The organism is Anabaena catenula FACHB-362, from assembly GCF_014698735.1.
Lineage (GTDB): Bacteria > Cyanobacteriota > Cyanobacteriia > Cyanobacteriales > Nostocaceae > Anabaena > Anabaena variabilis_A.
In genome coordinates this window covers 21,671-45,654 of record NZ_JACJTQ010000042.1, presented here as the reverse complement: position 1 = coordinate 45,654, position 23,984 = coordinate 21,671, and the positions used below count along the sequence as shown (strand labels likewise).

Below are 23,984 nucleotides of genomic sequence, written 5' to 3'. Positions count from 1 at the left end.
GGCATCTCTAACGCTTATTTTAGCGTACCAGCCAGCTACCTTTGCATTGGGGCATCTCACTTTTAAAAGCAGTGGCAGTAACACTTTAGCTATTTCCGGAGATGTCTATTGCATTTGCAATATTTCGGCATTTATTTGCAACAAGCTGATTTTTTCTCGAAACCCGTATAATTCGGCTGCTACTAGGAAACTACCATTTTGTAGCCATTCCAGCAGTTCTATCATATTTTCTTCAGTAGGTTCTATGCCACCAAAGCCAGATAGTAGATGTTTGAGAATTCTTTCTAAACTGGGTCCTCTACCACCAGCTTTAGGTTTACGCCAATGGTTATTAACTTTGACACCATAAGGAACAGTAGCACTATCAAGGTAAGCTACTGGTTGTCCCCCTGAAAAAGCATAACCTTGGGGTTGCTTAATCCGGCGTTCCCACTCAGCAGCTAAAGTATATTTGGGACAACTGGGATGGGCTGGGTGATAACGAAGTAACTCACGGTTAAGACAGCCACGAGTGCGAATTTCATCAAGCAAGCAACGGCAAATATATTCTAAATGCTCTTGCGAAACACCAAGATATCTAGCAATGTCTGCGCCTTGTGTCTGCACATATTCATCTAGGCGATGGTACTTAATTTGCACTAAACCCAAATTCATTAAAGTGGCACGATATCCAGCAGTGATAGCGATTTCATCTAATAGGGGGGCTTCTTCCCAAGCGCGAATTCTTTCTTTAGCTTCATCTGTCAACCAAGCCTGAGAATTGGCGGGTGCATATTTGTTGTCATGTTCGTCTATACCTATTTGCCCCAACAATTCCACAACGCGCTGCAAAGAAAGTGTCCCTTGAGATTTTAATAGTTGCACTACTCGTCGCCGCATTCTGTCATAACGACTAGCAAAAACAATAAATCTGGCTTGGTGAGCAGCATCTTGGCGACTGTCACTAAAAATTAGCAGCCTTTCTTTACCATCATATTCCGGTTGACCCCGGTTAGCAGTAGCTAAAGCTTCCACTAATCCCTCACTTAAAACTTTGACGGCAGCGGATGTTCCTAAAGCAACAGGGGTAATAACGTTGCGGCTACCTGCTGTACCGTTACAACATAAACAACGAGTCCGCGCTGGGGCAAGGGTAACGCGCCAGGAATATTCGTTGGCATCACTACTAAAGAACAGGGTACTTATATCAAAAGAACCGTACAAGATGGGTCGTTTTTTCATCTGTTTGGGTTGCTTTTGGCTACTTTTAGCAGTGGGAGAGGGTGGTGCTAGTTCTTCATCGTCTTCTTCATTATCTGTATAACTATTTAAACGATTGGTATCATAAAGCATCCATTCTGGCTCATCCCCTGGGCTGGCGCTAGGTTGCAGAGGTGCGGCTGTGGCTTCTCCGGCAAACCGCAGGTAATCTGCTCCACAATTACGGCATAGGTAGAGAGGAGCGGTTTGATAGCCACAATCACAACGTTCTTCACCCATTGGATAAAGTTTGCCGCAGGTGGGGTTAATGCAACGGTGGAATTGCCAGCCACCCCTAATCAGGCGATGAGCGCGGAGTTGCAAAGCGGCGGGAGTTCCTTCTGGTAAGGCGGCACCTACTAATAAAGCAGTTTTTATCTCAGTTTCTAGTTGTTGGTTGGTAAAGTGGGAATAAGTAGTTATTTCTTGTTTGACTTTTTCGACAATTTGTGATATGGATAAAGGGGAGCGAATCAGCCAGCGATTTAAATCCCACAGCAGCCGGGAATGATAGACGGCCTTGTTAATTGGTGTATTTGCAGGTTGTCCGCCTAAAGCACAAAGAGCAAGTCTAACAGCTTCTGCATTACTGACATCAACATCTGGGAGTGTAACTGGTTGGGAAGAATATACTGCTTCTAAAGGTATCTGAATTTCTGCCAATTCTTCACCAATTACCCGAATAGTAGAATTTATAGCACCAGATATTTTACTAAAAAATTCTTGAACGGCTTCATCCCTACGGCTAATTCTGTCAGCTTGAGATATTGGGTTTGCATCATGCAAGTTTCCTTTTTGAGACATTTCTGCATCTACACTTTTAATAGTGGCAGAAGTGCCAACGGGGATAAGTTGGGGATAGCGTTTTAATTGTATTTCTGGGGGAATGTTAAGACACCAATCTTGTTTAGCATTAGCTAGATGAGTTTTGAGTCGTCTTACCAGTAAAGCAATGTTACTACCCAGAGTACCCCGATAAGTATGGACTTCATCAAGTACCAAAAAACGACAACGATGGTTAGCAAAGATATTTTCTCGATCTGCTGGACGAACTAACAAATATTCCAGCATCATATAATTAGTTAATAAAATATGTGGTGGGTTTTGGCGTAAAGCGTTACGTTGTGATTGAGAAGTACCCCGGTCATATTTAGCAACAGTAATAGCACCATCCCAACCAGAAGATTTTAAATATGTTTCAATACGTAAGAGTTGGTCATTGGCGAGGGCATTCATCGGGTAAACTAAAATGGCGGTTAGTCCCGATTTTTTAAATTGAATAGCATCTTCAATAGCATTTTGAATAACTGGTAATAGGAAAGTTTCAGTTTTACCGCTACCTGTACCTGTAGTAACGACTAAGGGTGTAGCTGACTGACTCAGCAGGTGGGATATGGCTTGACTTTGGTGTAAGTAAGCAAACTGGCTTTTAGAACGTTGTTGCATTACTTGGGCTAGTTTGCCATCAATGGGTAATGAATGCCAAGGTGCGCCAGTTTTAAAAGGACGATGAGCTTGATAAAAGGGTTCTTGGGCTAAAAATAAAGGTTCGTCTAAGGCATTTTCTAAAGCTACTTTTAATTGGGAGTCTTTAGCACGAAACTCTGTTAATAAATAATCACGATATTCAGCAATTACTTTATCTAAAGCTTTGATAGGATGGAGGGGGGAAAGAGGCTGGGGAGAAAAGGCAGGGAGCAGGGAGCAAGGAGCAGGGGAGGGGGGAGAATTGTTGGATAAGTTTTCTAAATTATCTTGAGGTTTTATATCTGGTGCAAGGTCTGATTCAACTAATGTAATTCCCTGGCTATCATTAAATCTGTCATTAATAAATTGCTGAAATTGTGCTGTTAATGTAGGGGTGAGAGTTTGTTGTTCTAGAACTTGGCTAAATTGGCTAAAATCCCAAGTTGGGGGAATGGCAGAAAATAAGGACGTGAGTTGTTCTGGAGTCAGATTTTCTATGTTGGTGCAGTCGAGAAGAGCAATATTTTGTACTAAAACTGAACTGATGACAACTAGGGCGTTTTCTCCTTGTAAGATTAAATTTTGCAGTTGAAATGTAGGTTTATTCATAGATGTTAAGGTAGATTAATGACCCGACAGCAACACGACCAATTTGCGAAACAATATTTAGAAGAACTTCTGTCACCTTTGGGAAAAGTGGAAGTCAGTCGGGAAGTGACTGACGAAGTTCGTCAAGTGGATATTTTCTTTTCTCCTGTACCATCACCCACAGTAAATCCTCAGTCTTTAGGGTTACTGGGTAGAATAGCGGCAAGTACGGCTTTGTTAGAGCCTTTTCGCAACCAACCTAGTAAAACTGAGGTGCGTAATTGTATCATAAAGCTTTTTTCTGTCTATGGGGAGTTGCAACGCAAAGCTAAACGGGAAAATACTTCTTTACCAGAGGGTAATTTACCAAGTCTATGGGTTTTCGCTCCTTCTGCTTCTACTGGTTTACTGGAGAGTTTTGGAGCTAAACTAGATTTAGATAATTGGCTACCAGGGGTATTTTTTCTGCCTGATGCTTTCAAAACGGCGATAGTGGCAATTAACCAGTTACCTGTCACTGATGAAACGCTTTTATGTAGGTTATTAGGAAGAGGAAAGGTTCAACAGGAAGCGGTGAAAGAATTGGTTGCACTACCACCGGAAAACCCGTTGCGGCACAACATTCTAGAACTGGTTTTTAGTTGGCGTGTGAGTGTGCAAACTCAGGAAATATTAACAGAAGATGACCAGGAGTTAATTATGATGTTAACAGAGGCTTATCAAAAAGCAAGGGCTGAGGCTGTACAAGAAGGTGTACAGCAAGGACAGCGTTTAGTTTTGGAAAATTTGTTGAGGGCAAAATTTGGAAATTTGGATGATGAATTATCCAGAATTATGGATAATCTGCTAAATTTACCAACAGAGGAATATACTCGTTTGTGTTTACAATTATCCCGTGAGGAGTTGTTAGCAAGATTCAATAATTAACTATTTTTAGCAGGTTGGGTTCAAGATACAACCCAATCTAAATTATATAATATTTTTTGTCTGAATCAGGATATCCAGGATTAAAGGATTTACAGGATGAAAACTGATTATTTTAACTTTTTTCTCCCTGCTATTTTTTGCGTCGGGTTTTCTTGGGTGGTTCGCTGGTGAGTTGAAATGTTCCATCTTCTGTGGAAACTTGATTTTCCTTGGGAAGGGGTAATTCTATGACTGGTTGGGGTAGGTTTTCGTTGAGGGGAATATCCCAATAGGGATCATATTTTTGGGTAAATTCTTCTATTCCTATTGTTTGCAATGCGTCAAAATATGTAAGGCACAATTGCGGTGCTTTGGGGTAACTTTTGTGGCTGAATGTTGATAGAATATGGGCGTATTGTTGGCGGTTTAATCCATAAGCTTGGGCGACTACTGCATCAATGGCGGCGCGAATTTCCCAGCGTTCATCATCAGTTGATAAAACTGGGAAGGTGAAGGGGGGTTTGTTCGGTTCTCGCCATTCTTCGTTAAGTTGTTCACGCCATAGAGGTAAGTAACCGGTATGGTTACAGGTTAGGCGTAAAGCGGAATGAGAGAGGAAAGATTTAAAGAAGAAATTTTGTTTATCAATCAAAGAAAAAGGAATAGGAGTTGTGAACAGAAGATACTGGGTAACATTAGCTGCAACCATTTGTCTTAAGCACCAATCAAAAATAAAAGAATTAGCAATCGGTATCACAAATATAGGTGCAGAAGATATTCGCTGATTAGAATTTTGTTCAATTCCTACTGAATGACCACAAGTTATCCCAGCAGGTAATAAGCTAAATATAGCAGTTCTTTCATTTGTAGCACTAGCAATAGAACGATACGCAAGACGAATATATTTGCATCTTTCTGTATATATGTATTTATCATTTAGTTTAGTTAATGAAACTAGATAACGGGGTGAATCATCCCATCTATCATCGTAATGCCAAAAAGTTTTACCTTCATGTAAGATAATATAACCCATTTCTAAAAGTTGCTTTGCAACATCTGGATCTCGCGGATCTTTACCTTCTGGTAAAATTTCAGAAGTGGGCGTAAATCGCCAAGCATCATCGGTCATGTGTAATTCACGACCTAATTTAATATTTAATGAATCACAAACTTTACCGAAAGATTCGCTATTAGCAAAGCAAGTTTTAGCAACATCTAAATCTTTTTCTGAACGCAATTCTAAAAGACTTAAATATTTACCTCCAGTTTTTTGAACAAAATCAAGAGTATAATTAAGTGATTGATGTTTACTTGTTCTATCAAATAACCATTCATCATCATGAAGATAAAAAGCACAGGGGAACTCGGTTGTAATTTCTCCACGTTTAGCGATAATTGCGGCAAATTTAAAGCGAGAGTCAATTTCAAATAACTTGCGTCTATTTTCAAATGAATAACAACACTTTATCGCCATATTTTCAAAATAAAGCTGACGAATTCCTGTAGCACCTTCATTTGCATGAAAACCAGAAGGAATTACCACCCCTGTTAATGCAGAATGATGTAAAAGTTGTGTATTGCGTTCTATAAATAATTTTGCTGCGTCTGGATCTCCTCCAGTCTTATCACCATTTATCCGAACCACTTGAAATTTATAAATTACATCATGAATTCGATGTTGTTCTGTAAATTCTACTTCATATTTTTTATGTAAATCTGCAATTTTATTATCAGATTTTAATTTATTTTCTATTTCTGTACGTTCTCTTTTTGTTGGTGCAGCCAAAATATCAAAATCAAACGCTGCAAAAAATTCTTTAGCTTTTGGACGCACAGCATCCCAAGGTGGATTTCCTAAAACCGCATCAAAACCGCGACGATTATCTAAACTCCCAGTGGGATAAAATACCTCAGCAAAAGCCAAATCATAAGGAAAAGCCGACACACATTTACCAGATACTAAAACCGCTAATAAATCCTCACGTTGTGAGGGGACATTCTCCACATCCAAACCCCGTGCAATCATTTCTAATAACTTAGGTTTATCCGCTAAATCTTCCGGTAAGTCTCCCGTTGTCCCCACAATATTGACTAAATTAGAATAATCAACATCGCCACTTTTATCACCCAACATTACCCCGCCAGCCCAAGCCGCCGCAACGATTTTAAAGGGTGCTAAAGCAATATCTAATTTTTGCTTGGCTGCTTGTTTAAATATTAAATCAGAAATATCAATACCAATAGTGGCTTCTAAATCTCGAATGTGTTTTAATGCTTCATTAATTGCCTGTTTAAACTGCTGATTGACATTTTGCCAAAGCAGTTTTTGGACATCATGTTGTGTCCCCGGTTCTTTCAATAAATGCTCAAAAAATGGACCTGTGAGGGAATCTCCCACTACTAACCGATGATCTAAAAATGTTAAAGGTAAACCTTCTGCATGAGATTCTAACCAGAGAGATAATTTAGCCAATTCTACTGCTAATGGATTCTTATCTACACCATAAAGACAATGCACTGCTACCAACCGCCGACAGATGGCTTTTGCTTCATCTTGAGAATAACCAGATTCTTCCCCCTCCGGTGCAGATGAAGGCAGATATTTAACTAATTTATCATCCGTATCTGGTAAATCAATTACTCTTTGACGGTAATTTTTGGACAGGAGAGACATTTTTGTAAACGTCTCTAAATCATTGTTGAATTTTGCTTGTTCTGCTTGTTTTTCCGCCTCGTTTGCTAACTCATCACACAAACGACAAGCTTCATATAATTTATCACCTAAAAACCGACAAGCTTCTACTAAAAAGTGTCCGCTTCCCATTGAAGGATCTAATACTTTTAATTTAAGAATTTCTCCGGGTTGGGGATCTTGTTGGGGAGAACGTTCATTAATTTGCGGTTCTAGAGTTTCTTTAACTAAAAACCGCACAAAAGAATGAGGTGTATAATAAGAACCACTGGCTTTTCTACCTAAACCCACCCGCAAATAAAAACGGTTGGGGGGAATTTCTTCTATCCATTCAACTTTAGTTTTTTTACCGCGTTTTGGTGTTTCTTCTTCCTCTTCGCTTTCTATTTCTTCGTCGTCGTCTTCTATGTCTTGAGGAGTGAAGTCTTCACTACGAACTGGGCGATATTTTTCACCTTGAGAAATGGGTAATACTACTTCTAATTTTTGTCGCCGTAAACGACACATTGGTTCTGTAGTAATTCCTGGTTCTAATTCTAATAATGCTTCATAAACTCGCCCTAAATCTTCCACGTTTAAAGGTCCATAATGTACACGTTCCCGTGTTTTTGTACCGCGTTGGGCTGTTGTCCATAATAACTGGTCGAGTAAATGAGCGATCGCTCTCTCTCCCCAAGTTAAACTAGATAAAATGGGTGTACTATCAACGCCAAACAATGCGCCACCCAAGGGTTTTACAGATAATTCGCTGCAAGAAAGTCCTTCTGCAAACATTTTAAAAAGCGATCGCATTCCAGATTCTAGCAAACTTCCTGTTTCCCAACCATCATCTAGGACATTTCTGGCATAACTCGCTAAGGCTGTACTGGGAGAAAAACTATTCCGCCATAAACTTGTGGAAGCAAAACTAAACGCCTGTGCTGTATTGTCGCTAGTTTCCAGTTTCAAGATAAACAGCAGTCGGTAAATAATAATTAACCCCTCTTTCCATAGCTGCTTCGCTAACCCCTCCCAACTTTCAGTATCCTCCAAACATCCTTGGTTTGCTGGATGATCTAAAATCTCTTGTATAAAGCTTTCAACTGCACGCCGCGCCTGTACTCGCAGTTCCTTTGTTACCCGCGCTTGTTGTAACCGCGCTTTTTCCACCAAATCTGGTAACGCTTTTACCCCGCTAGGAGATGCTAAAGCTAACAACAGCAAAAAAGAATCAGGTAAATTGCGGTTACGCTTCCAATAGGGGTCAATAGCAATGGTAATCTGAGAATCTGGCCGTGCTGGATCAGAAATCAACAACCGTAATTCTACACCGTTTGTCAATAATCCCAACCGTTCGCCACAGGTGAGTAAAACCCGCTGGGCGCTGCGTAAATGGCTATAACGATAAGCACTACCCCTCCGTGCTGGGGCATCTAAATCAATTTCAAAGTCAGTACACCAAACCCGTAACTTGGTTTTTCCATCCGCTGTGACTAATACTTCACCTCCAGACTCTAATCCTTCACGGGTTGAAACTTCCCCTGCTGACTCAATGTGGTCATATTCCAACAACTTCAGCAAGGGTAAAATTACATGATTTCTCACCCGCACTGCACCACCTCTAGTCGCCAATTCCCGCAATTTACGGCAATATGTCTGCCAAGTTGTTTGCAGTGTTTCCGCTTACGCAAAGGGGCGGCACGATCTGGACGCAAATCACGAATTACTGGCTCTACAGATTCAAAAGGATAGAGAATATCAAATTCACTACCTCGTAATTCTCCCTCCAAGCACCGCAGACGGTAGAGAGTTTGTTGTCCTAATTGGGTAGTGCTAACCACTTCCCAGCGCATATTTCGCGCTTGGACTTCTGTTCCAGCCAGCAAGTTTGTCATGCTCGTTTTTTCATCCCTTCCATCCAGGAAATATAACAGAAAACCGTAGTAGCCAACTTAGCTTATCTTCGCATTTTTTGCGCGAGTAAAGCTGGAATGGAAAGCGCAGACAAAAGAACTACGTCAATCAACGAGATCAAGACAAGTTTTAACCAAATTTATCTGACTTCAAATTTAATGCAGCACTTCACAGAAGCACTGATTGGGGTAGAAATTGAATTTAGGAATAATCAATCAAAATGAAATACATCAAAAAGCCTACCACTTTACATCAAATGATGGTTTTTAAATAGCTAAATAAAGTGTAAAAATACAACTGACACATTTAATAAAAATCGAAAATAAAATTCAACCGTAGTTAATTATAACTTAACTCAGATAAAAGGCAGTTTGCAGTTTATCTCTTTGATTACCAGAATATCTTCAAAATTGAAGCAAATCATTGCTTAATTTATGACTAGAAAAAGGAAAAAAATCACCGTGAATGAAAATGAACAGAATCAATCAAATGAAGATACTACACAAAATCAACAGGTAACAACAGATACTGAAACAGTAGAAAATCAACAGTTAGAAACAACTGATCCAACAGGAAGAATAGTAATTATCACAGGGGATAAAGGAGGTGTAGGTAAATCCACATTTGCAAGGGGATTGCTACATTTATATATCAACAAACAGTTAAAATATTTGGCTTATGACTCAGATCATCGCAATGCCCAATTATATAGACACTACGACTCCGCACAACCTGGAGTCAAGCTACTTGATATTTTCACAAGAGGTGGTGCAGATGACTTACTAATAGACTTAGAAAAAGAACTTCCCCCACTGGTATTAGTAGATTTACCCGCCCAATCAGGTCTGTTTTTTGAGAATTTTGAGAAAGACTTGGGTGTATTTGATGCTGTCAAAGGCTTAGGATACAGAGTCACTATGGTGAGTGTACTATCTAGGGTAAAAGACTCAGTGAATATATTACGAATTCTTCACAAATATTGTGGCGATCGCGTTGATTATGTAGTTGTGAAAAATCTATTCCACGGTGAAGCTGATAAGTTTGAACGCTACGACAGTTCTGATACTCGCACTAAACTTTTAGATGCTGGTGCGGTAGAAATTAAAATGCCAGATTTGTTTTTCAAACCTTATGACTATATAGATGAAAAAAACTTGACTTTTAGTGAAGTTTTAGAAGATAAACAAGCCAACATTGTCATTAAATCTCGTGTATCAGCTTGGTTGAAAGAATTTGAGCAAAGCGTATTGAATGCTAATGAATTATTAGGGATAAAAGAAAATGCAGTCATCACAGATCAAGCCGCATAACCCCAACAATCCAGAGATTATCCCCAATCCTAAACGACTGGTAATGACTGTTGGCGATGCTAGGGTAGGTAAGTCAACAACAGCAAGGTTGTTACTAGAGTTTTATCTAGAATCACAACTAAATCTCAGAGTTTACTACAGTGGTAATCGCAATAAATTGTATGCTTATCAGCTGTTATTACCTATTGCTCAATTGCCCTTAACACAAGGTGGTGCAGACCAATTATTAATTGATTTAGAGAGTTTTTCTGATGTGCAAGTAGCTCTGAGTGACTTACCCGGACAAAGTTTTGAAGAATTCCGACAATTTGCCGAAGAAGTAATGCTGTGGGATGCAATTGCTCAATTAGGTTATCGTATCACCTTTGTACATCCAATTTCTTATCGGAGAGATTGCACAGATTATCTACAAGAGCTTTTTAATTGTTATGGAAATAAAGCAGACTACATCATTATCAAAAATCTGTATTTTGGTGATGAATTTCCTTACTATGATGGTTCGGATATTCAACAGCGTATCCAAGAAAGTAGAAACAATGAATTATATTTGGGTAAGTTATGGAGAGATACTTATGAATTATTAGAATCTCTGGATTCACCTTATCACTATGCCCTCCAAAACTCTGAAATAGATTTTATGAACCGTTCTCGTGTCTTTAACTGGATGGAAGAATTTGGTAAACAAATTAAGGATAATAAACATATTGGGGAATTATTGGGTTTATTAAACATTACATCAACAGTAGATTTACAAAATTACTTAAATAGCGATTTTTAAGCTTTTTTGTAAATATTCAAAATTAGGAATAAATAGGAATAAAATTATGCGTAGAAAAAAAATCATAATTTAGAAAGATTTTAGGATTTATACCCAATTAATATGAAGTTGCATATAAATAATCGGACAAAATTAATTACACAAACATCTGGGCTGAAATTGTTGATTAACACAGAATTGGTAAATAACCAATATGTAATTAATTCTGTCCATTTCAGCACAATAAAAAACTGACATATAGGAATCATATTTGATTCCTACGAGTAGGTGAACACAATAAAACCAATTTGTGTAAAGAAAAGTAAAATTACCCAAAACTTCTTCACTTTTTCCTCTTGCCCTGCCATAGGTTACTGAGCGGAGTCGAAGTAACGACAATTTTCAACGCCAACCTACTTATCATCTCTATCAAGAAACTTAAAAAAGGCACATAAACTTATGAACACCTCTGTAGAAGCTTCTTTAGATACAACATTAGCAGGACAATCAGATCATTTTAAACAGAAAGTTCTAGATGTGGTTAGACGTTCTGGTATCAATCCTAAAGATCCGTTGTTTTTGGTGTTAAGTTCCCTGGGTAAATTTGAGGTCTTGATGGAAGACATCCCAGGAAAACTTAACACTGTAGTAGAAGGTTGGACAACAGAAATAGATGACAAACTTGATAAAGCATCAAGTGTAGCCATTGTTCAACAAAAAAGCGCGATCGCCAAAGCAGTATCAACATTGTTAAGCAAAGCAGAACAGAAAAAATCTAGATCCGTCTTTAATCCTTTAATAGCCACTGGTCTGGTATTATCTGGTGTGTTTGGTGTTGTTATGTTGACTGGTAATATAATTTTTCTTTGGAGAGGTAGAAGTTTAACAGAACCAGTTCGCTTGACCTTAGAAGAACAAGAAATTCTGAATTGGGCTAAGTCAAAAGACGGAGAATTTGCTCGTCAAATTATGAAATGGAACGATTTTGATTTGAGTGTTTGTCGAGCCAAAAAAGCTCAATTAAAAGGCAGATGTATGATTTGGGTTGTGAATAATGACGAGCGACAACGTTATCTAGATCAATTAAATCAAAAATCAAAATCAAGCCGTTAAACTGATTTGATTTGTTTCTGGACTATCTATCAGTCCCTCTACAATTGCTTTTGTAGCAGCTTGAGCGCGGTTTTGACAATCGAGTTTAGTTAGAATGCGATGGACATGAGACCTCACAGTACCTACACTCAAAAAAAGTTTGTTGGCAATTTGATTATTTCTATCACCAATAGCAATCATTTGCAAAATCTCTAATTCCCTAGAACTAAGCGAATATTGCCGGCACACTCGTTTTATTTTCAGACTGGGAGTAACTACTAATTGTTGAAGTTGCAAATTTTGAATTAATATTTTAGCGATCGCAGAATCTAACCAATTTCCTCCTTTGTGTGTCACATAAATAGCTTCTGCTAACTTTTCTTTAGCTATCGTCCTTGTGCAATATGAATCTGTACCTGCTGCGAAAGCTTCTCTAACAGAGTCTTCCATAGCTTGAGCATTAAAAATCACTATTTTAGTGATTGATGATACTTGTTTAATTCGTTTTACGACTTCAATACCACTATCATCTTGAAGATGCAGATTAACAAGAGCTATGTGTGGAGTATAAGTTTTTATTAGTTTGAGTCCTTCTGATGCTGTTTCAGCTTCCCCACAAATCTCGATATCATGAGCAGCCGTAAGTAACACATTGATACCATATCTACTCAACTCATGGTCATCGATAATTACTGTTTTTATCATGTTGTTCACCTACTATGTTTGCGGTTTCTTCTGATTTGGCAGTATTAATGATGATATTTAGAAATGCTAACTTATCTATTAAGTTAGATAGATGACAAATATATTAATTTAATATTTTCTTAAGATTTACCCATAGAGTAAACTCTATGGTGTATTTAATAATTATCAGAAAGAAAAAATTTAAATAATTTCCATATCAAAATAAAGATAGAAAAACAACATCCAAAAGATTGAATTTTATTAAATTTCTCTAGGTAAGGCTAGATTAGCCCTCTATATCTTGGGTGCTATTTTTTTGAATGGCATTTATATAAAGATTAGAGAGAAATTACCTAATAAAAATCAATCTTTGTACCTTTACCTGGACAGAACAGGATAAAATACAGCCAAGTTATTTTGGGTATTTTACAATACTGGACATACCAATATAAAACCACAACTTAGCAAATGGAACTTGACATCAAATTCCGGGTTATAAAATTTTTATACCTTTTTTATATCTTTTGGTAGTGGTACAATTAACAGCACAAGCTATACTATTAATAATTAGCTTATGCTCTTATAGCTGGCTTGCTACTTTCTGCTAAAAATTTTACACTTGTGTTGATTATATCAGCAATATCTACTGGATCTAGGGTATAAATTCGTGCCATGACTTCCTTCTTAATTTGTTCAACAGGATATTTATTGCTGGTTGTAACAGTATTTAATGAGTTTTCGTCCAAATCAAAATTTTGAAGGTAAGTAGATAGAGATATATAACCTTCTAAGTATTGTTCCAGAGTTTCACTATCACCACCACTCAATTTTGCTAAACGCAAGAAATTTTTAGAGTCAGTTTCGGGAATAGCTTTACCTTTCAACCATCTATATACAGTTGAAAAATCAACACCAATTTCTACAGATAAAGTTGTTTGAGTCCAGCCTTCTTTTAATAAATGTTCAATTAACTCGACTAATCGTTTATGACGTTTTTGCATAGTAGAAAACCTGGTTCTACCAGTTATAAAATTTACTTTTGCTTTTTCAACAAGTACAACAGTTTATTTTTATCGCACGTTTTACTTAATTGATAGGATTGGTGAAGACAAATAATGTTCTAATCAAACAGGTAACAGGTAAATCATTATAAGAACACGATATGTTTCTTTCATCCCTAACAGGTGTTGTAAGTAAATAAGCGATAAAAAATATGACAAACCTAACCCTCCGACTCCTTGAAAAGGAAGTGAAAGCTCCTTATATCACAAGATAAAGGTTTGAAGAGAGGTTTTTTATTAAATTGTGCCTAACTACTCAATTCTAGTTGGGCTGTTCCTAAGAAATACATTTTATCACCCTTATTAGGTAAGAAGTTAAAATTTTGTATTAGCTCAATAATTAGGGAAAAACTACCGTATCGGTAACGATTTTGCGTCTTTTGAGGTTTTTCTTGAGCTATTTACCCATTAGCTATTCGCTCTCTTCACCTATCTTCAACAATAAATCAAGGGGTTCAACAATTTTAGAGGGGGGAGTGAACAATCATTTTTCCCTAAATTATTGAGCAATTACGAAATTTTCCATACTTTCTGTACTTATCCCTCTTCGGTCAAAGTAGGGTAAAACCTTAATTCTTCGTTGGCTAAAATAACGCAACTTCATTAATTTATCTAATGTTGATAAAAGAGGATTATGGCAGTGTGCGATTGAGTGAATAAAGACAAAGCCTTTCTCAGTAAATACTATAGTATATATAAGCATATTTTATCAAACTCCAGTCCGCTATATGAAAACTTGAACTGCATCCACTAGAAATGGTTATTGCATCTGTTTTAGTGGGAGACCTAGTGCCATATTAGTCAACATCAATTGTTAAGAAATTATAAATTTAGATGCAACTTATATTGCGCTGTGCAAGATTATTAATATTGCAGGGGGCAAGTAACAAAATCTACTTGAGAAAGCATCTGTCAATAAACAAGGTGTTATCACTCTCAAATCTAAAGTTATGACGTACACAATAGACTTAAATCGAGTCTCTATGAATGGAGGAGAGAACCAAGCAGGGTTATCTTCTAATTCTAACATCTTTTTGGATACACAAAATCTTACTGTTGCCGAAGATATTGATCCAATGGAGACGAACTCTGAACAAAATCAGGCAGCTAATCAATACCTATCAAACAGCGCGGATCATCTGAATGAAGGTGATAGCCTGCGTGGCGAAGCCATAACAGTCGAACTAGGTAGATTAGAGGACAGAATTGAAAAGGGTTTAAGAGCTTTTTGGGACATCGGACAATCTTTGGGTCAAATTCGAGATAAACAGCTTTATCGGCAAAGTTACAAAACCTTTGATGAATATTGCCTGAACCGTTGGGAAATGTCCCGACGGTCTGCTTATCGCTTGATACAAGCTGCATTGGTTTATGAAAATGTGACCCGTGGATCACAAAGTTTTGTAAATGTGACCCATGGATCACAAAATCCTGAAACTCTAACTTGTGGATCACGAAGTTTTGTAAATGTGACCCATGGATCACAAAATCAAATTCTGCCTACGAACGAACGTCAAATCAGACCCTTAGTAACACTACCCCCAGAAAAACAACGCGAAGCTTGGGCTAAAGCAGTTTCTACAGCCCCCAATAGTAAAGTCACAGCTGCTCACGTTGCGCAAGTAGCAAGAGAGTACCACCGAGAGAACTCAGCAAATAAATCTAGGCAAAAGCATTCTTTTGAACAACAACACCAATCAACTGATAATTCTGAGCAATCATTAAACCGTAGTTGCTGGAATTGCCGTCATTCTAGTCAAGAGTTGATAAAAGATGATCACCAAAGTTTTTATTGCGATCGCCTGGGTAAATTAAGCTTTGTTGAGAAAGACGGCAACCAACGTGGTGCAGAATGCGAATACTGGACTTACCGCTTTGGAGAATCTTCTCAAGTCAGAAAAAATGTAATTCCATTACGAGAAACCTTTAACCTGACTTTACAACTTCCAGCACAGTTACAACCTCTCCTCCAAGATGCTGCTAAAGATTCAGGTTTAACTGTTATGGACTGGTTGACAAAACTGGTAGAAGAAAAGCTTTCACACGAAAATAAAAAGCAAAATACAGATATTGATGAAAATTTCGTAGGTACTGTAGTTTCAGAAGTTGCTTAATATTCAGGATTTTAAGCCAAGAGACAATATCTGAGGCAAATAGAAGTGAAAATCAAAATAAAAACTTTTAATAGCTTGAATGGCGTAGCCATAGCTTAACCAACATCAATCAACATTAGTTGTTGCAAGAGGCTTATAAGTAGCAGGTTTTAAAAAAGTAGCAATTCATTAATAAATAACAAATTTAAAGGTATATGGGTTTTCCTTGTATGCCTATAAATCTTGTGCTTAGGAAAATAAGTTTAAACAGTATTTTCAGTATTAACAGCGAAAAGCAACTTCTAATCATGTCAACATTTGGTAATTTGGGGGAGGACAGTTTTGGTGTCAGTAAGAGAGAATAATAGAAGATATCCAAAACCTGAATTATCAGGCTATCAATTAGCAATACCTTACCCAGCAGATGCTACACGCAAAACTGGAACTGGCGCTATTGCTAATCCACAAATACCAACAACTACTAAGCAGCTCAGAAAAGCTAAAAACCTTCCTTTCACAGAACAACCGCTATTTATAAACAACAACTACGAGATGACAGCAACAAGTGCGCCAATTATTAGTGCTACCCAAGCATACCTTAAACAACCTGATTGGAATAAGTATACTGATGGCAAGCTTTACTTCTCAAAAGAATTTGGTAAAGGTCGTTATATCGAGTTCTACATACTTCACCAACAAGCACATCAACCACAATATATCTTGGATGGTGCGGAACATCAAATTCTGGAAAAGTACGGTGTAATGGCTGCTAGATTACACGCAGTATTTGCTACTTATGCTACACAACAAAAAGAACCTTGGAAACAGCCTTTTATCCTGCGTGGTTCAGAACTAATTAAGACACTGCAAATATATAAAAGTAAAAAACTCAGTAAATCACAAAAACTCAAAGCTATAGCAGATTTGGCTATGGTAGTTGGTACTTTAGGAGCGGTAATTCAATGGTACGAAGGCGATTTAAATCTTAGTATTAAAGAACGTTGTTTACTGTGGATGGTCAGTGTACAGGAATATAGTCAACCGAATTTATTTCAAGAACCAGAAGATTTATTAGAAGTTATCATTCGTGTACAGCCTGGACTTTGGACTTATAATTTTCTCAATGCTGAAGGAGAAAAATCAAAAACTGCACTCTATCAATGTGGGTTTATGCCTAAGCAAGTCTTTGATTTAGATGCACATAAACATAAACTAGCTTTTGAACTTGCTTTATATATTATTCAAAATAATCGCGCTCATAAAAATGGTACTTACACAATTCATAATTTATTGAGTAATATCTTACCAGGTTCTCAAATTGAAAAAGCAGTCAGTGATTATCGGTATGGTTGGCGATTGAGAGAAGATTTAGAAGAAGCTTTTCTGCTATTAAAAGATAAAGTTAATATGACGATTGAGTTTGATGATATAACCTACCCAATGTGGTTAAGACCTTTGTGGGCAATACCAGAAGAAGTAGCTCATTTATCACCTCAAGAAAGAAATCAAAAGTTACTGGGGAAGAAGAAGTTACCAGATAATTATATTCAAAATATTTTATTACCTGCTAAGTTAAGTTTTAAGTTACCTTCTTCACAGATAAATAATAATAAATCAGTAAAAAATCAAAAAAATACAAAATTTTACATAAAATCTCATCAAGCTGGTGTAAAAACACAAAGTCAGGTTGATGTTGTCATAAATAATTCTGGCGTAGCTGAAACTTCGGGAGTACGTAATGGTAAAGTAACAGTTAGGAATATACCTGTTATCAATAAAATAACTGGCAGCTTGGTTAAACAAATGAGAACAGCTAAAAAAATGAGTCAAAGAGATTTTGCTCATGCTGTAGGTATGAGTCAAAGCTGGGTCAGGGATATTGAGACTAAGGGTAAAAATGCACCTATTCCTGAAAAGTATACTGCTATAATTAAAGAGATTTTAAATTTTAGATAAACTGTTGAAAATAATTAGGTAAGAGCAATGGCTTATAGTGATTTTAGCTTAACTAAGTTTAGGAAAAATTTTAACATTACAATTGATGAAGAAGCTGATTTATTTTCTGAATAATTACTATATTAAGGAGTTGAATAAAATTTTAAGTATTTTGTGTCAAGGTGTTGAGTGGTCAAAATTAAGAGAGTTTGGATTGATATATACTAAAGTCATAAATAGATAGAACCAAAACCTATGACTTCACCATTTCCAGGGATGAATCCCTATTTAGAAAATCCTGATTTATGGTCAGAAGTACACCATAGATTAATTACAGCAATTGCTGATGATATATCATCTCATCTGAATAAAAAATATTATTCCCAACTTCTATAAACCTCATTCTTTCGTTGAACTATAAAACCTGCTTATGGTTGCAATGAGATGACTAATTACAGGTATAATCCACAGCAATTATTTTATCTAGTAGCATCTATGAGAAAATTATTGATGCCTTGGCAATAAAATATGTGTAGGCATCAAAAGCTAAAGTTCAGATTGTCAAATGTATAAACCGTTTTATGAATTTATTCGGCAGATTTTGCCTGAATTTAAAATTGATGTGGCCGTTGTTGAGCCACTGCTAGAGTCAAGAAAGGTTTACAAGGGAGAATTCTTGTTTCGGGAAGGCGATGTCTGTGATTTTGTCGGCTTGACACTCTCTGGTTGTCTGAGAACATTTTTCCTCAAAGACGCAAAAGAGCTTACTCTGTTCTTCCACGCTGAACATCAACCGCTAGGTGACTATGAAAGTTTCCGCAAGCAGCGACCCGCGTGTTTTTCCTGTCAGGCAATTGAGGACTCTGAGGTACTACTTGTTAATCATCAGGTAATTCACGCTTTTGAAGTAGCACCAGATGGTCAAAAATTTCTTCGACTCCATGCTGAAAGCCTTGCGTTTATGCTGCGCTCTAAATTGCTTTCTCTTTTCAGAGATACGCCTGAACAGCGTTATCTCAACCTGATTCAAACTGAACCTTCACTCTTGCAGCGCATTCCTCAATACTATCTAGCATCGTATCTTGGTATCGAGCCAGAATCCCTGAGTCGATTGAAACGCAGAGTCCATCGTGAAGAAGCTTTCTTAACTTAAGTCAATGCAGGCTAGGGGCTTATGAGGTAGATTCGCAACGAAACACTTCCAATACAAAAATCTGCAATGTCATTAGAACAAAATAAATCCATTGTCCTGCAAGCATACGAATCCTTTGATTTAGGAGACATCAAAAAAGGTAGAGCGTTTGTTGCCCCAGATATTACTGGCTGTGTGATGGGGAACAATAAACTCCTTGGGGCTGATGCCTTCTTTAAGTATGCACTGATGATGCGTGCTGCTTTTCCAGATGGTCGCCACACGTTTTCCGATGTGATTGCTGAAAACGATCTAGTCGTCACCCGTGGGACGTTTAGTGGCACTTATTCTGGAGAAATTATGGGCATTCCCCCGACAGGAAAGCAAGTTACGTTTTCAGTTATTCATATTGATCGTGTAATGAATGGCAAAATTGTAGAGCATTGGGGACAAGGTGACACAATGGCATTAATGCAACAGTTGGACGTAGTACCTAAATATTAATTGCTGGAATGTAGACCAAGTAATCCACAGGCGAATGATAAATTGCAAGTATGGTTTGCACCAAGATGCAATCGCTATAAGTCTGTTTGTGTCTCACCCGCAAGGGGCTTTTTTTCGGAATTGGTTTTGGTGGAGGATTGCCGCTTAATTTATCTTTTTTAGATGGTCGCAGCCCAAGGTGTTTATTCTTTTTGGGCTGTTGCTGAACTGTGGCTTTATCTTGTTTAGAGGCTTTGAGAAATTTAGGTGCAGTCTCAAGGGGTGGTGCGGTGAGTGCCGATGGCGGGCGATAAACATCTAGCTTATTGACAATAATAAAGCTCAAAACCATTGATATTACGTTTAAAAATAATAACTACTCACCCTTATTGAGAATAAAAAAAGGGCAATTTTCGACTACTCACTAACTCCCCCTCAAGGAACTATCACCAACACCAAATTGAAAGGCATCGCTAAATCCCCCACTCGTGATAAACATCCAGCTTATTGAAAATAATAAAGCTCAAAACCATTGATATTACGTTCAAAAATAATAACTACTCACCCTTATTGAGAATAAAAAGGGGCAATTTTCGACTACTCATTATCTCCCCCACTTGTGATAATTAACTCCCCCCCTTGTGATAATTGATTTTCATAAAACCCTTACCCAATAAAGCTTTAACCCCTTAACCACCAAAATCACCTAAAAATTGCACATTATATAGATATGGCCGAAAAAAAACTACTCAAAACGGGGTTGTATGCTAGTCAGAACATCCATTCCAGCCCTGCGGGGACTACTCACCTAGTTTTGAGTGCGCTGCCATGAAACGTCAATACACCACCAAACGCAATCCTTGTCCTGTCTGTGGCAACCATCACGGTTGCGCTATTCGCCCAGATAATCTAATTGAGTGCCTACGGAGTTTCAGCCAACATGATGCCCCGGCTGGTTATCGCTTTATCAAGCCCCTGCGTAACGATATGGGCGGTTTATTTGTTCTAGATGACCAAAATGACCAAAACCATGATAAGCCTCTATATTCGCCTCAAAAACGGGCTGACAGTAGACAAACAAACAAGGGGTTGAGTATTGAGGAACGCGATCGCATTCTGCACTGCGCGGAGCGCAATCGCCAAAACCGATTACTTTTAAACTCCACAGTGAGTAGTTTGGGTACTCAACATATCTCCCATCTCCAAGAACAACGACAGTTGACTACTCAAGAAATTAACTGGCTCAAAGACTTAGGCTGGGTGAGAAGCTGGGAACCTGGAGCTTATTCCCCTGCGGGTGTAACGTCGGCTCTTACAGGTATTTCACCTGAAGGTAAACTATTGGGGAGAGAAGGAATTGCGATCGCAGCCCTTGACCCCAATTTTCAAATCACCGGCTTTCAAATTGCCACCTTGCGAACTCAACCCAAATACATCTGGTTGAGTAGTGCCTACCAGGGAGGAAGCGGACCCCAATTACCAAATGGCGAACTACCTCTGTTTTGCTGGAAACATCCAAACGCCAAAAAGGTGAAAGTAGTAATTCTCTGCGAAGGTGCAGAAAATCCTATTTGCGCTACTTGTCACTTACTAGAAGCTTGTCGTGGTGTTGCTGGAGCAGGTTTTGGACATCGGTATTTGAGAAAAGAAACTTTCAAGAGCGATCGCATTCGTTGTCATCCTGATAGCGCACCCCAACCAGAAGATTTCGACTGGTCAACTAGCGGTATTTTCTGGGATGAAGTTATGCAAACAGTACAACCAATTAATACTATAACTGCCAATTTACGGGACATTGACCGAGTAATGGCAGAGTTAATGACTAATTCTCCAGAAATCAGTCTGCAATTACAACCAATGTGGGCAGTTTTAAGAGAATGTATCACAGGAGATATTCAACAACCTTACTACGGTTGGAATGATGCTGATGTCCGAAGAATGTTGGGTAAACCACCTGAAAATTTAGATGCAATTATCACAAAAGCGATAGAAGTTTTACAACCAGATTTATTACCAATCTTTAACTCCACCAGCAAGTATGGAATAGATTTAAGTGATTTACCAAAGAAGATGCGAAAACAATTTGGTAATCCCATCTCTGAATTAGTGGAGAAAATTCAAGTAGAGATAATAGTTAACTGGTTTATACCGTTTTTACAAGTTTGGGGTAAACAAATTCCTGGTACAATTCGCATTGAATATGGAAAGCTAAGTATTACAACTCGTAACTCACGTCATAGTGCGATTAGTCAATCAACAAAATGGAATGTTTACTTAGATGCTACTACCAAACCTGAGTACATAGCTTGGTGGTTTGATATTAACCCACAAGAAATTTTAACTGTAGAGCAAGAAATAAATAAAACTAACAATTTACAAATTATCCAAATCACCGGATTAGGACAAGTTTCTAAAAATCGTTCTTCCTACTGTCAAGAAAGAGTCAGCGTGCTGCGACAAGAATTATTATCTCATCACAGTAACATTAAATTTATTGACTTTGTAAAATGCTGTGAAAATGAAGATGGTGGTTGGTTTAGAGACAGTCGCGGTTCTAATGATTTCCAAGAAATTACAGCTTTAGCTACTTTTGGGATTCCGTATCAGAATATAGGTTATTTAGAAACCTTATATCTGACTTTAAAACCTAGAAAAGATAATAAGTTAGTTAGTTCAATAATAAATCAAGATTTACAAAAATTTATAGATTGGGTTACGCAATCTGAGATTATCCAAGCTATTGGCAGATTAAGAGTAAATAATCGTCGGGAATCAAATCTTTATTTTTATTTTTGTGCTGATTACGATTTGAGCTTTTTAAAACATGAAATCAGATATGTACAAGCAGCAGAGATGACAATTGAAGCTGGTTCTAAAGATGAGAAATCTTGGTGGAAAATTGAAACCGCAGTTAAGGAACTTTGGTTACAGGAACAAAAGATTACTCAACCAGTTGTAGCAGCAGTTTCTGGTATGAGTCAGGGTTATATTTCTAAGTTAGCAACTGAGTTTGGAGGAGGTTGGAAACAATGGTTAAAAATATTCCTTTCTCTATTAAATAGTAATAATAGCAAAAGGAATAATTTGGAAGATATAAGCGATGTTTTAAAAGAGGAATTGGAAATGATAAATATAGATTTTAGTCTGCAAGATTTAGAGATGAAATCTAATCAGGAAATAGTTAAAAAAGTGTTTGCGATAGAGAAACATTTAGATGATACAGATTGGCAGTATTTTTTAGATAAAATGCCAATAAAATCGCAGTCTAAAGTTATCGCTTCTTTACTTTCAATCTTGCCTAAGTGTTGGGTTCAGGAATTGATAGAAGTTGATTCTCTGTTTCCTGGGTAGCATCCGAAATGTGTAAGTTTATTTTTATCATAAGCATTCAACCGTCAGTAAATGGCGTAGCCGTTGACTGATTGCTGATAGCTGAATATTTGCATATAATTGAACCACAAATAATGACCGCGCGTATAGCTAAAGCGTTCACGTAGTCTGCCGTAGGCATAAGCTCTGCTTTTCTTGTATGCCGCAGGCTTTACACGCGACGTGATACAGGCTTTTGCCCGTTGTTGTAAGCCTGCTGTTAGGCATAGCGCTGTAGTAAACTAAGGCAAGAGAATTCCAGAGAGTTTTTGGTGTGGCTACGTTTATTTTTCTCAAAATTGTGATGCTCCCGTTCTCTGTTTCTTAACCGAACAGATATAATAAGTGTATCTCTAACGAGTAGTGAAACTCACAAATAGAAATGATATCATTCATTTTTTTAATGAACTGTCAACAGTTAAATATTTATAGGAATTCAGTTTGATTCCTGATAGCGTTCACGTTCTTAGAGTGTGGTGTAAGCCATAATTTTCGTGAAAACAGGAAATACGGAATAGGGAACAGGAAAGAAGGAATCAAGATGTACCTAGTTTCGCCAAAATTAAATAGGAGTCCTATATGTTAAATTACAATACATTACATTGTTTACCTTCTTCAGCAGAATTACCAGATTCAGACGATACCCCAGTGGATAACGAACTACAAATTTTAATTCCCAACTTATTATTAGCCATCCTAGTCAATATTTGGCAAAAGCGAGATGACTGGTTTTTTGGTATTAATATGGGAGTTTATTATGCAGGAAGTAAACCTGCCATAGTCCCAGATGCTTTTTTAAGTTTGGGAGTGGAACGCTTTGTTGGTGAAAATGGGCGTTCTAGTTATGTACTTTGGGAAGAAGATGGTATTCCCCCAATTTTAGCCTTAGAAATTGTTTCTCAAACTTACAATTACGAATATGAGCAAAAGAAATTAGACTATGCAGAATTAGGCATTTTATATTATGTCATTTATGCCCCTACACGCCTACGTCGGAAACGTCAACGTTTAGAAGTTTACCGCTTAGTCAATGGTGAATACATCCTTCAACCAGGGGATAAAATTTGGATGCCAGAGGTAGGTTTAGGTATTAGTAGGGAACAGGGAACTTATCAAGGTAGAACCAGGGAATGGTTATATTGGTATGACGAAAATGGTAATAGATATTCTACCCAAGAGGAAGAATTGCAAGCTCTTTTAGCTAGGTTACAAGCAAGGGGAATTGACCCAAATACACTGTAAATTTTTGAAACTCTTTATTAGTCAAGGTTTTGGATTTATTG

General features: G+C 37.6%; 17 protein-coding genes and 1 pseudogene. 11 read left to right on the top strand and 7 right to left on the bottom strand.

Annotated elements, in window-relative coordinates:
• Positions 1–105: 105 nt before the first annotated feature.
• Positions 106–3,315 carry a DEAD/DEAH box helicase gene (locus tag H6G68_RS21310; protein ID WP_242045350.1) on the bottom strand — a complete coding sequence of 1,070 codons (3,210 nt, stop codon included), beginning with the start codon at positions 3,313–3,315 and terminating at the stop codon, positions 106–108.
• An 18-nt stretch (positions 3,316–3,333) separates the two neighbouring features.
• Here H6G68_RS21310 and H6G68_RS21305 point away from each other — a divergent pair, with 18 nt between their 5' ends.
• On the top strand, positions 3,334–4,221 hold the full coding sequence (locus H6G68_RS21305; RefSeq protein WP_190908432.1) for a hypothetical protein: 888 nt from the start codon (positions 3,334–3,336) through the stop codon (positions 4,219–4,221).
• A gap of 130 nt (positions 4,222–4,351) precedes the next feature.
• Here H6G68_RS21305 and H6G68_RS21300 read toward each other — a convergent pair whose 3' ends face one another.
• Positions 4,352–8,503 (bottom strand): hypothetical protein, encoded by a 4,152-nt coding sequence (locus tag H6G68_RS21300; protein WP_190908431.1) that lies wholly within the window; start codon positions 8,501–8,503, stop codon positions 4,352–4,354.
• A complete protein-coding gene (locus H6G68_RS21295; protein WP_242045349.1) occupies positions 8,473–8,766 on the bottom strand; it encodes a hypothetical protein in 294 nt (97 codons plus the stop codon). Before H6G68_RS21295 ends, H6G68_RS21300 begins: the two co-directional genes overlap by 31 nt.
• Positions 8,767–9,219: 453 nt before the next feature.
• Here H6G68_RS21295 and H6G68_RS21290 point away from each other — a divergent pair, with 453 nt between their 5' ends.
• From H6G68_RS21290 to H6G68_RS21280, 3 genes are all read left to right on the top strand, one after another.
• Positions 9,220–10,095: a nucleotide-binding protein gene (locus H6G68_RS21290; RefSeq protein WP_190908430.1), complete on the top strand. Its 876-nt coding sequence runs from the start codon at positions 9,220–9,222 to the stop codon at positions 10,093–10,095.
• Positions 10,067–10,873 (top strand): hypothetical protein, encoded by an 807-nt coding sequence (locus H6G68_RS21285; protein WP_190908429.1) that lies wholly within the window; start codon positions 10,067–10,069, stop codon positions 10,871–10,873. Before H6G68_RS21290 ends, H6G68_RS21285 begins: the two co-directional genes overlap by 29 nt.
• A 438-nt stretch (positions 10,874–11,311) precedes the next feature.
• The gene (locus H6G68_RS21280) at positions 11,312–11,965 is read left to right on the top strand and encodes a DUF6753 family protein (protein WP_190908428.1); all 654 of its coding nucleotides are present in this window, start codon (positions 11,312–11,314) and stop codon (positions 11,963–11,965) included.
• On the opposite strand, the gene H6G68_RS21275 is transcribed toward H6G68_RS21280, so the two are convergent.
• The 3 genes from H6G68_RS21275 to H6G68_RS21265 form a co-directional block, all read right to left on the bottom strand.
• Positions 11,954–12,649 carry a response regulator transcription factor gene (locus H6G68_RS21275; RefSeq protein ID WP_015364281.1) on the bottom strand — a complete coding sequence of 232 codons (696 nt, stop codon included), beginning with the start codon at positions 12,647–12,649 and terminating at the stop codon, positions 11,954–11,956. The two genes, H6G68_RS21280 and H6G68_RS21275, sit on opposite strands and share 12 nt — an antisense overlap.
• A 551-nt stretch (positions 12,650–13,200) precedes the next feature.
• Positions 13,201–13,629, bottom strand: a complete 429-nt coding sequence (locus H6G68_RS21270) for a helix-turn-helix domain-containing protein (RefSeq protein WP_190908427.1) — start codon at positions 13,627–13,629, stop codon at positions 13,201–13,203.
• 559 nt (positions 13,630–14,188) lie between these two features.
• A complete protein-coding gene (locus tag H6G68_RS21265) occupies positions 14,189–14,392 on the bottom strand; it encodes a hypothetical protein (RefSeq protein ID WP_190908426.1) in 204 nt (67 codons plus the stop codon).
• A gap of 247 nt (positions 14,393–14,639) precedes the next feature.
• Between H6G68_RS21265 and H6G68_RS21260 the strand changes: the two genes are divergently transcribed.
• From H6G68_RS21260 to H6G68_RS21240, 5 genes and pseudogenes are all read left to right on the top strand, one after another.
• A complete protein-coding gene (locus H6G68_RS21260) occupies positions 14,640–15,803 on the top strand; it encodes a hypothetical protein (RefSeq protein ID WP_190908425.1) in 1,164 nt (387 codons plus the stop codon).
• 324 nt (positions 15,804–16,127) lie between these two features.
• Entirely contained in the window at positions 16,128–17,738 is a 1,611-nt protein-coding gene (locus tag H6G68_RS27815) for a helix-turn-helix domain-containing protein (protein ID WP_190908424.1), read from the top strand.
• A gap of 234 nt (positions 17,739–17,972) precedes the next feature.
• Positions 17,973–18,095, top strand: a pseudogene (locus H6G68_RS21250) (DUF4058 family protein); the annotation flags it as partial.
• Between the two features lie 187 nt (positions 18,096–18,282).
• Positions 18,283–18,870, top strand: a complete 588-nt coding sequence (locus H6G68_RS21245) for a Crp/Fnr family transcriptional regulator (protein ID WP_127055558.1) — start codon at positions 18,283–18,285, stop codon at positions 18,868–18,870.
• Between the two features lie 66 nt (positions 18,871–18,936).
• Positions 18,937–19,353: an ester cyclase gene (locus H6G68_RS21240; RefSeq protein WP_190908423.1), complete on the top strand. Its 417-nt coding sequence runs from the start codon at positions 18,937–18,939 to the stop codon at positions 19,351–19,353.
• On the opposite strand, the gene H6G68_RS21235 is transcribed toward H6G68_RS21240, so the two are convergent.
• A complete protein-coding gene (locus tag H6G68_RS21235) occupies positions 19,343–19,684 on the bottom strand; it encodes a hypothetical protein (RefSeq protein WP_190908433.1) in 342 nt (113 codons plus the stop codon). The genes H6G68_RS21240 and H6G68_RS21235 overlap by 11 nt on opposite strands.
• 476 nt (positions 19,685–20,160) lie before the next feature.
• On the opposite strand from H6G68_RS21235, the gene H6G68_RS21230 reads away from it, so the two are divergent.
• A complete protein-coding gene (locus H6G68_RS21230) occupies positions 20,161–22,683 on the top strand; it encodes a hypothetical protein (RefSeq protein WP_190908422.1) in 2,523 nt (840 codons plus the stop codon).
• A gap of 597 nt (positions 22,684–23,280) precedes the next feature.
• Positions 23,281–23,943, top strand: coding sequence for a Uma2 family endonuclease (locus H6G68_RS21225; protein WP_190908421.1), 663 nt, complete (start codon positions 23,281–23,283; stop codon positions 23,941–23,943).
• Positions 23,944–23,984 lie beyond the last annotated feature (41 nt).

What these genes read in the sequence shown, in the direction of transcription:
- H6G68_RS21265 (WP_190908426.1), bottom strand. Translation starts at nt 14,392, where the DNA reads ATGCTTATATATACTATAGTATTTACTGAGAAAGGCTTTGTCTTTATT.
- H6G68_RS21260 (WP_190908425.1), top strand. Translation starts at nt 14,640, where the DNA reads ATGACGTACACAATAGACTTAAATCGAGTCTCTATGAATGGAGGAGAG.
- H6G68_RS21290 (WP_190908430.1), top strand. Translation starts at nt 9,220, where the DNA reads ATGACTAGAAAAAGGAAAAAAATCACCGTGAATGAAAATGAACAGAAT.
- H6G68_RS21285 (WP_190908429.1), top strand. Translation starts at nt 10,067, where the DNA reads ATGCAGTCATCACAGATCAAGCCGCATAACCCCAACAATCCAGAGATT.
- H6G68_RS21245 (WP_127055558.1), top strand. Translation starts at nt 18,283, where the DNA reads ATGTATAAACCGTTTTATGAATTTATTCGGCAGATTTTGCCTGAATTT.
- H6G68_RS21275 (WP_015364281.1), bottom strand. Translation starts at nt 12,649, where the DNA reads ATGATAAAAACAGTAATTATCGATGACCATGAGTTGAGTAGATATGGT.
- H6G68_RS21235 (WP_190908433.1), bottom strand. Translation starts at nt 19,684, where the DNA reads ATGGTTTTGAGCTTTATTATTGTCAATAAGCTAGATGTTTATCGCCCG.
- H6G68_RS21240 (WP_190908423.1), top strand. Translation starts at nt 18,937, where the DNA reads ATGTCATTAGAACAAAATAAATCCATTGTCCTGCAAGCATACGAATCC.
- H6G68_RS21305 (WP_190908432.1), top strand. Translation starts at nt 3,334, where the DNA reads ATGACCCGACAGCAACACGACCAATTTGCGAAACAATATTTAGAAGAA.
- H6G68_RS21230 (WP_190908422.1), top strand. Translation starts at nt 20,161, where the DNA reads ATGAAACGTCAATACACCACCAAACGCAATCCTTGTCCTGTCTGTGGC.
- H6G68_RS21295 (WP_242045349.1), bottom strand. Translation starts at nt 8,766, where the DNA reads ATGACAAACTTGCTGGCTGGAACAGAAGTCCAAGCGCGAAATATGCGC.
- H6G68_RS21310 (WP_242045350.1), bottom strand. Translation starts at nt 3,315, where the DNA reads ATGAATAAACCTACATTTCAACTGCAAAATTTAATCTTACAAGGAGAA.
- H6G68_RS21270 (WP_190908427.1), bottom strand. Translation starts at nt 13,629, where the DNA reads ATGCAAAAACGTCATAAACGATTAGTCGAGTTAATTGAACATTTATTA.
- H6G68_RS21280 (WP_190908428.1), top strand. Translation starts at nt 11,312, where the DNA reads ATGAACACCTCTGTAGAAGCTTCTTTAGATACAACATTAGCAGGACAA.
- H6G68_RS21225 (WP_190908421.1), top strand. Translation starts at nt 23,281, where the DNA reads ATGTTAAATTACAATACATTACATTGTTTACCTTCTTCAGCAGAATTA.